The 8,292-nt window shown below is 71.6% G+C and carries 8 protein-coding genes; 5 read left to right on the top strand and 3 right to left on the bottom strand.

Annotated elements, in window-relative coordinates; all coding sequences use genetic code 11:
• Positions 1-100: 100 nt before the first annotated feature.
• Positions 101-985: a helix-turn-helix transcriptional regulator gene (locus Ahu01nite_RS07785; protein ID WP_239158700.1), complete on the bottom strand. Its 885-nt coding sequence runs from the start codon at positions 983-985 to the stop codon at positions 101-103.
• Positions 986-1,109: 124 nt separating this feature from the next.
• Between Ahu01nite_RS07785 and Ahu01nite_RS07780 the strand changes: the two genes are divergently transcribed.
• Complete coding sequence (locus Ahu01nite_RS07780; RefSeq protein ID WP_203835740.1) at positions 1,110-1,904, top strand: SDR family oxidoreductase; 795 nt, start codon at positions 1,110-1,112, stop codon at positions 1,902-1,904.
• Between the two features lie 3 nt (positions 1,905-1,907).
• On the opposite strand, the gene Ahu01nite_RS07775 is transcribed toward Ahu01nite_RS07780, so the two are convergent.
• Positions 1,908-2,363, bottom strand: a complete 456-nt coding sequence (locus Ahu01nite_RS07775) for a CBS domain-containing protein (RefSeq protein WP_203835739.1) — start codon at positions 2,361-2,363, stop codon at positions 1,908-1,910.
• A gap of 181 nt (positions 2,364-2,544) precedes the next feature.
• Here Ahu01nite_RS07775 and Ahu01nite_RS07770 point away from each other — a divergent pair, with 181 nt between their 5' ends.
• The 3 genes from Ahu01nite_RS07770 (at position 2,545) to Ahu01nite_RS07760 (ending at position 5,350) form a co-directional block, all read left to right on the top strand.
• Positions 2,545-3,675 carry a hypothetical protein gene (locus Ahu01nite_RS07770; RefSeq protein WP_203835738.1) on the top strand — a complete coding sequence of 377 codons (1,131 nt, stop codon included), beginning with the start codon at positions 2,545-2,547 and terminating at the stop codon, positions 3,673-3,675.
• On the top strand, positions 3,672-4,250 hold the full coding sequence (locus Ahu01nite_RS07765; RefSeq protein WP_203835737.1) for a DUF1707 SHOCT-like domain-containing protein: 579 nt from the start codon (positions 3,672-3,674) through the stop codon (positions 4,248-4,250). Before Ahu01nite_RS07770 ends, Ahu01nite_RS07765 begins: the two co-directional genes overlap by 4 nt.
• Positions 4,251-4,333: 83 nt before the next feature.
• The gene (locus Ahu01nite_RS07760) at positions 4,334-5,350 is read left to right on the top strand and encodes a sensor histidine kinase (protein ID WP_239158699.1); all 1,017 of its coding nucleotides are present in this window, start codon (positions 4,334-4,336) and stop codon (positions 5,348-5,350) included.
• Here the strand turns inward: Ahu01nite_RS07760 and Ahu01nite_RS07755 are convergent.
• Positions 5,304-5,666, bottom strand: coding sequence for a response regulator transcription factor (locus tag Ahu01nite_RS07755; RefSeq protein ID WP_203835736.1), 363 nt, complete (start codon positions 5,664-5,666; stop codon positions 5,304-5,306). The genes Ahu01nite_RS07760 and Ahu01nite_RS07755 overlap by 47 nt on opposite strands.
• Before the next feature lie 86 nt (positions 5,667-5,752).
• On the opposite strand from Ahu01nite_RS07755, the gene Ahu01nite_RS50250 reads away from it, so the two are divergent.
• Positions 5,753-8,278, top strand: coding sequence for an ATP-binding protein (locus Ahu01nite_RS50250; RefSeq protein WP_438874761.1), 2,526 nt, complete (start codon positions 5,753-5,755; stop codon positions 8,276-8,278).
• Positions 8,279-8,292 lie beyond the last annotated feature (14 nt).

Raw genomic sequence — 8,292 nt, 5'->3', positions numbered from 1 at the left:
TGAAGCGACCCGGCTGAAGCGACCCGGCTGAAGCGACCCGGCTGAAGCGACCCGGCTGAAGCGACCCGGCTGAAGCGACCGGCTGGGGCGCGTCTGACCGTCAGCGCTCGAGTGCCGTCGAGCCGGTCCAGCCGGCCAGGAGATCGAGTGCCTGGCGTTCGGGTGAGCCGGGCCCGGGCGAGTAGACGGTGATCCGGAGCCCGGGGTCGGCGGGCAGATCGAGGGCTTCGTAGGGCAGGGCCAGGTCCCCGGCGAGCGGGTGGTGGAGCCGCTTCACACCCGAGTGCTGGAACTTCACGTCGTGCCTGGCCCACCGCCGGGCGAACTCGTCGCTCCTGGTGCAGAGCTCGCCGATCAGATCCGTCAGGCCCCTGTCGTGCGGCGAGCGGCCGGTCTCGGTGCGCAGGAAGGCGACCGAGTCGGCGGCGGCCTTCTCCCGCTCGGGCCAGAAATCGGCGGAACCAGGATCGAGGAACAGGAATCGCGCGGTGTTGACCGGACCACGCTGCGCGAACAACGGGGAATCGTAGACCGGGGCGTACAGAGCCCGGCCGAGCGAGTTGGCGGCGAGGATGTCGAACCGCCCGTTGCGGATGTAGGCCGGGAGGTCGGTCATCGCGTCGAGCATCCGCAGAACCACCGGCCGGATCCGCCCGGTCGCAGCGGGTCGCCGGCGGTCGGACGCGGTGACCGCGCGGGCCAGGTCGTAGAGGTAGGCCCGCTCGGCATCATCGAGCTGAAGTGCGTGGGACAGGGAGTCCAGGACCGAGTCCGAGGCGCCGCTCAGGTTCCCGCGCTCGAGGCGGATGTAGTAGTCGATGCTCATCCCGGCCAGCAGCGCGACCTCTTCCCGGCGCAGCCCCGTCACCCGTCGATTGCCACCGAAGACGGGCAGCCCTGCCTGCTGGGGCGTGATTCGGGCGCGACGAATGCTGAGGAACTCCCGCACCTCCCCGGCCCGCTCGCGCCTCCCGCTCCCGGTCACATCACCACCGTAGGTCGTGCGGTGGCGCGCCGGGAGGTACTGCCGTTACCCGGAAGAGCGGTGACTCCCGCCCGCCCACGATCCGGGTTCTCGTAGACGCACTCGACAACGAGAGAGGCGCCACGTGGTGGTCAACCAATTCACAACGCATGCGGAACTTTTCGATCTGAGTGGCAAGCGCGCGCTCGTCACCGGTGGCACCAGAGGCATCGGGATGATGATCGCGCGGGGCCTTCTCCAGGCGGGCGTGCGCGTGGTCATCAGCTCACGCAGCGCGGAAGCGTGCGCTCAGGCGCAGGAACAGCTGTCGGCATTCGGGGACGTGCTGGCCATCCCCGCCGACCTGTCCCGCCACGACGGGTGCCGGCGGCTGTCCGAGGTCGTCACCGCCGGCGAGGAGCCCCTCGACATCCTGGTCAACAACGCGGGCGCCCTGTGGGACGAGCCGCTGGAGACGTTCCCGGACGCGGCCTGGGACACGGTCGTCGACCTGAACCTGAAGTCGCCGTTCTGGCTGATCCAGGCACTGCTGCCCACGCTTCGCAAGGCCGGCACCGCCGACGATCCCGCGCGGATCATCAACATCGGCAGCATCGCCGCCATCCACATTCCCCACCGGCCCAACTACTCGTACTCCAGCAGCAAGGCCGCGCTCCATCAGCTCACCAGACACCTCGCCCGAGAATTGGGGCCGCAGCACGTCACCGTGAACGCCGTCGCGCCGGGACCGTTCCCGTCGACGATGATGGCGGCGACCCTCGATGAGTTCGGCGAGGCGATCGCGGCGGCAGCCCCGCTACGCCGGATCGGCCGCGACGACGACATGGCGGGTGTCACCGTGTTTCTCGCCAGCCGGGCAGGCGCCTACCTGACGGGCGCGGTGATCCCTGTCGACGGCGGCATCGCCACCACCGCGTAGGCGTCAGCCCGCGCGCTCGCCGGTGATGTAGCCCGTGAGGGCGGATTTCTCGACCTCGAGCTCGGTGATCCGCTTCTTGACGACGTCGCCGATGCTGACGATGCCGGTGAGCGCGTCGCCGGCCACGACGGGCACGTGCCGGAAACGGTGCTCGGTCATCAGCTTCTCGACATCGGCGACGTCGGCGTCCGGGCCGACCGTGAAGACCCGGGCGGTCGCGATCGCGGACACCGGCTCGGTCAGCACGGCGGCACCCCGGCCGGCCAGCGCCCGCACGATGTCCCGCTCGCTGACGATCCCGGCGATGGCCTGCCCGTCCGCCGACACCACGGCGGCGCCGATGCCGTGCTCGGCGAGTGTGGTGAGCAACTCCTGCACCGTCGTCTGAGGAGTCACGGTGACCACCCGGCCACCTTGGTCCCGGCCACCCTTGTTGTGGAGTACGTCGCTGATCCGCATATGTCCTCCCGGCCCGCGCCCCATTGCGCCGCCTCCACCGTAGAGCGGGCACCCCTCTGGACGAATGGTTGCGTCGGATCACGAACACTTGGCGTCCGTACCTGGAGATTTGCAGTACTCTGCGCCGACTGAGCGATGTTCTGCAGGAGGCCGGATGAGCGGGCACAGCGAGTCAAGAACAGTGACGACGCGCTATGTCTGGGTGCCGCACGGCAGCTCGGGCGGCTGGCTTCTCGTGCACCGCAGCATCGAGACCGGCGGCGTGTCCGACGATTTCTGGATCACCGGAGAGATCGCGCCCGAGGATGCGAGCGACGTGCTCAAGGACTCCGCCGAGGGCTGGGCGCCGCTGGTGCTCGGGGAACAGGTCAACTTCCTGCTCTGGCCGTACGTCCTCACCGCGGTCACCGGCCGCCAGCTGCGCAAGGTCCGCGAGCAGCTCCTGCTCACCCCCGTGCGCCCGCTCGCCGACATCCGCGTGACGGTGACCGACACCCCGGACGGCCCCGAGGTGTCCTCGCCGTCGATCACCCTGGCGGACGACCCGTTCATGCCCGGGCACGACGACCTGCACCTCACCCCGGAGTGGGAGCGCGGGTCGCTCGACGCCTCGACCCGCCGCGCGGAGTTGCTGACCGCGATGGCCGGCAAGCTGAGCCTCCCGGCGGCCGACCCGGCCCATGTCGTGGTCGTCAACCGCTTCGTCGCCCGCGACGACCGGGCCGGGCTCGACGAGGTCCTCGCCCGCCGGTCGGTGCGCGCCGCGATCGCCGCGCTGCTCGCCGAGCCCACCCAGGACGAGCCCCGGGAGCGCCTGGCCGACGAGCTCCTGCGCCACGGCTGGCAGTTCGACAGCGTCCCGGTCATGCTCGGCGGGGAGCCCAAGCCCGGTTTCCTGGAACGCCTGGTCTTCTTCCTGGTCCTCGATCCCCGCGCGGACGGCAGCGCGGCCTCTTACCGGATCGCGACCCTGCCGTCGAGCGCGGCGCTGCTCGATCCGCCCCTGATGGCGGCGCTCGCGGGCTATCTGGGCCCGTTCGACCCGGCCCTGCGCACGACCGGCTTCCGCGCCGCGCTCGCGGTGCTGCCCCCGGAGTGGGATCCGCCCCGGGAGCGGGGGACGCACCTGGCCCCGCCCGCCGGCGACGAGATCGTGACGGTCCGCGGGGAGGGCACAGTGGACCTCAGCGACCCGCAGATCGCGCAGATCCACCTGGTGGAGCTCTTCGACAGCCAGGGCCTGCCGCGGGGAAAGTTCGACCTGTCGGCCATCCCGGTGCAGCCCGGTGACTCGCCTAGAGTGAAGTCGTGAGTTCGGACCTGTCACCCCAGCCGCCGGAATGGCGGATCTCCAGCGCCGACCGCGAACGAGCCGCCGGCCGCCTCCGCACAGCCCTCGACGACGGCCGCCTCACCCTCGAGGAGTACGACGAACGCCTCGCGCTGATCCTGGCGGCCCGCACGTACGGCGAGGTCTCCCCGCACCTCGCGGATCTGCCGGGCGGCCCGATCGCCATCAAGGTCCCCGACTTCCTCGAGTTGCGCACGACGGCGGCGTCACTGAAACGCAAGGGGCGCTGGGTCGTTCCCCGCCGCCTGCTGATCAGCGCGAAAGCGGGCAGCGCCAGACTCAATTTCACCGAGGCCGTGATCGCGCACCCTACGGTCGAGATCGAGCTGCAGGTCTACGCGGGCACCACGGTCCTGGTCCTGCCCGCGGGCGCCTCCGCCGACGCCGACCACGTCGACCTGGTGGCGGGCTCGGTGGTCCAGCGCACCGTCCCCTCGATCCACGCCGAGGGCATCCATTTCATCATCACCGGCCGCCAGGCCGCGGGCCGGCTGATCATCCGCTACCGCCGCAGCTTCCTCGGCCGTTCCTGGTAGCTCAGCCGGCGTCACCGGCCCCGCATCGGCGCGTGATGCCCATTAGCCCCGCATCACCGGCACCGGGTTGCGATCATCAACGGGTGGATGCGGCCCTGCTTCTCGGCGTCGTGACGACCGGTGTACTCGTCACCGACCCCGGCGGCCGGATCATCATGGCGAACCCCGCCCTGCTCACGGCGTTCGGTGCCCCCGCCGGGACCGACCTGACCGGGCTGGACGTCTCCGCGCTGGCGACGCTCGACCCGTTCCGGCAGGCGGCGGCGCTGTGGGCCGAGGACTCCGAACGGTCCCACCGCTGGCCGCTGCCCGGGGACCGCCTCCTCCAGGGCGCCTGGCACGTCGTCGGCGACCTGCGGGCCGCGACCATCACGGATCTCAGCGCCGATGCCCGGATCCGGCGGCGGCTGCGGGAACACAACCGGGCCCTCGCCGAGCTCGTCGCCACCAAGACCGAGCTCGTCAGCGCCCTGCTGCACGAACTGCGCACGCCCCTGGCCGCGGCCCGGTCGATGGCCGAGTTCCTGCCGGAGGACCTGGGGGACGCGCTGACCACCGACGCGGTGCGGGGGATCTCGCGCAACCTCGACCGGCTGACGGCGGTCACCGACGAGATCGTGCTGATCAGCGGGATCGAGAACGGCACCATCGAGCTCACCCGCCAGCACGTGGACGTGGCGGATCTTCTCGGTGAGGTGCGGGCGGCACACCCCGGAACCCGGGTGACGGTCACGGCGGGCGGGGGCTCGGTCCTGGCTGATCCCGTACGCCTCCCCGGCGCCCTCATCCGCCTGACCGCCGCCGTCCAGGCGATCACCGGCGCCGGCACCCCCGTCGAACTGGACGCCACCCGCCTCGGCGACCAGTGGCGGATCTCCCTGCCGCTGCCGCCGGACAGCGCGGCGGACCAGCTCTTCACGAGCACCGGCCGGCGCGGGAACGCCACCGCGCTGATGCTCGCCCGCGCGATCGTCGGCCGGCACGACGGCACGGTGGGCATCGAGGAGAACGCGCTGACCGTACGCCTCCCGGCCGCCGATCCTTCCCCACCGCTCAGCCCGTCAGAGCCGACACCCGGTTCAGCAGGTCCTGCGGGCTGAACGGTTTCACCAGATAGTCGTCGGCGCCCGCGTCGAACCCCGAGGCCACGTCGAGCCACTGCCCGCGCCCGGTCAGCAGGATGATCGGGATGTCCGCCGTCTCGACGTCGTCCCGCAGCGCTCGGCACACGTCCAGGCCGGTCATGTCCGGCATCGTCACGTCCACGACAGCGCAGTCCGGTGGCGCGTCGTGCGCGGCGCGCAGCCCGGCCCGGCCCGTCGTCTCGGTCGCCACGTCGATGCCACCCGAGCGCAGCACGGTCTCGACGACCTGCAGCATCACCGGGTCGTCATCGACCACCAGCACGGACGTCATCCGGTCCCCCGCTCAATGCAGCCTTGCGTACGCGTTTCACTACGTAGAGTAGCCTCGTGCGGGCTTTCCGGTGGACCGTGGGGCGGATGTTGGCGGCGGGGTTCCTGCTCGCCCTGGCGGCGCTGGCGGTGGTCGGCATCAGCGCGTACGCCCGGATCGGCACCCTGCTGCAGGACCGCGGCCCGTTCCCCGCCGCGGACGCCATGCCGGAGGGACTCGGCATGCTCAACGGGGCCATTCAGAAGGCCGGGACGCGCGACATCACCCCGGGCGAGTACCGCGATGCCGGTCGCGAGGTCGCGGCCAGCATCAGAGTGCTCCTGGGCGCGACCCGCGACAGCCCCGGCCAGCATGCCCGCGTGCTGCAGATCCAGACGCTCGCGGATGAGCAGTTCGCCCTGCCCGTCGGCCAGAGCAACATGACAGATCTTCGCAAGCTCGCCAACAGCTTGACCTTCGAGGAGTTCTCCCGGATCAGGGAGCGTCAGGAAGCCGGGGATCGCAGCGCCCGGCACACCCGTACCCTCATCCTCTGGGTCTCGATCGGCACGTTCGTGCTGGTGGCGATCGGCGCCCGGGTGATCACCCGGCGCATCACCACGCCCGCCCGGCGGGTGACGGCCGCCGCCCAGCGGGTGATCGAGGGCGACCTGACCCGGCGCGCGGAGGTCTCCGGCCCCCTCGAGCTGGAGCAGATGGCCCGCGCGGTGAACGCGTCGATGACGGCGATGGCCACCGCCCGCGACGAGGCGCTGGCCGCCACCGCGGCGAAGTCGGCGTTCCTGGCGACGATGAGCCACGAGATCCGGACCCCGATGAACGCCGTGATCGGCATGACGGGCCTGCTGATGGACACCGAGCTCGACGCCGAGCAGCGCGAACTGGTCGAGACCGTCCGGGCGAGCGGCGAGTCCCTGCTCGTGATCATCAACGACGTGCTCGACTTCTCCAAGATCGAGGCGGGCGAGCTCACGCTGCACGAGCGCCCGTTCGTCCTGCGTGACTGTGTCCGCAACGCGATGAACCTGGTCGCGCTGACCGCGGACGCGAAGGGGCTCGACCTGCACAGCGAGTTCGCCCCGGACTGTCCCGCCGTGGTCGCCGGCGACGAGACGCGCATCCGGCAGATCCTCGTGAACCTGCTCGGCAACGCGGTCAAGTTCACCGACCACGGCTCGGTCACGGTCGGGGTCGCCGTCGTGCCCGACCCGGTGGCGCAACCCGGGCGGTACGGCCTGCGGATCGCCGTGCGCGACACGGGTATCGGCATCGCCGCGGACCGCGTGGACCGCCTCTTCCGCCCGTTCAGCCAGGTGGACGCGTCGACGACCCGCACGTACGAGGGGACCGGCCTGGGCCTGGTGATCAGCCGGCGGCTCGCCGAGGCGATGGACGGCGACATCACCGTCACCAGCGTGCCCGGCGAGGGTTCGACGTTCACGGTCACCGTCACCGTCGGCGACAGCCCCGGGATCGAGGAACCGCGGACGCCCGGTACGACGATCCTGGTGCTCAGCAGGGACCGGGATCAGCTCACCGACCGGATGCACGGCTGGCGCATACCGTTCGTGACGGCCGGCTCGGTGGCGGAGGCGGTCGATCTGCTGTCGGAACGGGCGATCAGCCTCGTGGTCACCGATGAGGAGACCGCCGGGCAGCTGTCCGCGTACACGTCGAAGATCCCCACCATCGCCCTGAGCGACCACCCGGCGGCACCGGACGACGACGGCGCGGAGGACAGCCCGCTGCGACTCACCCTCACCCGGCCGGTACGCCCGCGGTTGCTGCACCACGCGCTGCGAAAGACCCTCGGCGACGGGCAGGCTCCGCATCGCTCGCTGCACATCCTGCTCGCCGAGGACAACCCGGTGAACCAGCGCGTGGCCCAGCTGATGCTCACCCGCCGGGGCCACCGGGTCGACATCGTGGCCACCGGGGCCGCTGCGGTCGAGGCGGTCGCGGCCACCGCGTACGACCTGGTGCTGATGGATGTCCAGATGCCCGTGATGGACGGCCTGGAGGCGACCGCCCGGATCCGCGCCGATCCCCCGCCGCACGGCGCACCGCGCATCGTGGCCCTGACCGCGAACGCCATGGTCGAGCAGCACTCGGCGGGCCTGCGCTCCGGCATGGACGACTTCCTGGTCAAACCCCTGCAGGAACCCCAGCTCGACGCGATCCTCACCGGCGTCCCGGCCCCCGCCCCCGCTCACGACGACGTCGACGCCATCCGGGAACGGGCGGCCGCCCTCGCCGGCGGCTCGGCCTCGCAGCGGCTTCAGGTGGCCGGGATCCTCGACGCGTTCGCCGTCCGCCTGCCCCGGGTGCTGCACGAGATCGACGAGGCCGCGGCGGCCGGCAACAACGACGTCCTGGCCCGCCTCGCCCACGGCCTCAAGGGATCCTCGGCGACGCTCGGCGCCGGAAACCTCGCCGCCACCTGCGCCGACCTCGAGCACCACCCCGCCGGCCCCGGCACCGAATCCCTGCTGCGCGACCTGCACCGGCATGCCGGCACCGTCGGCGAACTCATGGCCACCGTCGCCGGGGAACTGATCACGGGGCCGGACAGGACCGGACCAGGCCGGACCGGACCGGGCTCGGGCATCTGACGGCTGACTCGGGC

This window comes from Winogradskya humida (assembly GCF_016862215.1).
Taxonomy (GTDB): Bacteria; Actinomycetota; Actinomycetes; order Mycobacteriales; family Micromonosporaceae; genus Actinoplanes; species Actinoplanes humidus.
This window is presented reverse-complemented; position numbering and strand designations above follow the sequence as displayed.

Excerpts from the sequence above, each read along its gene's own strand:
- Ahu01nite_RS07775 (WP_203835739.1), bottom strand. The coding sequence starts at position 2,363 with ATGCGGATCAGCGACGTACTCCACAACAAGGGTGGCCGGGACCAAGGT.
- Ahu01nite_RS07755 (WP_203835736.1), bottom strand. The coding sequence starts at position 5,666 with ATGACGTCCGTGCTGGTGGTCGATGACGACCCGGTGATGCTGCAGGTC.
- Ahu01nite_RS50250 (WP_438874761.1), top strand. The coding sequence starts at position 5,753 with ATGTTGGCGGCGGGGTTCCTGCTCGCCCTGGCGGCGCTGGCGGTGGTC.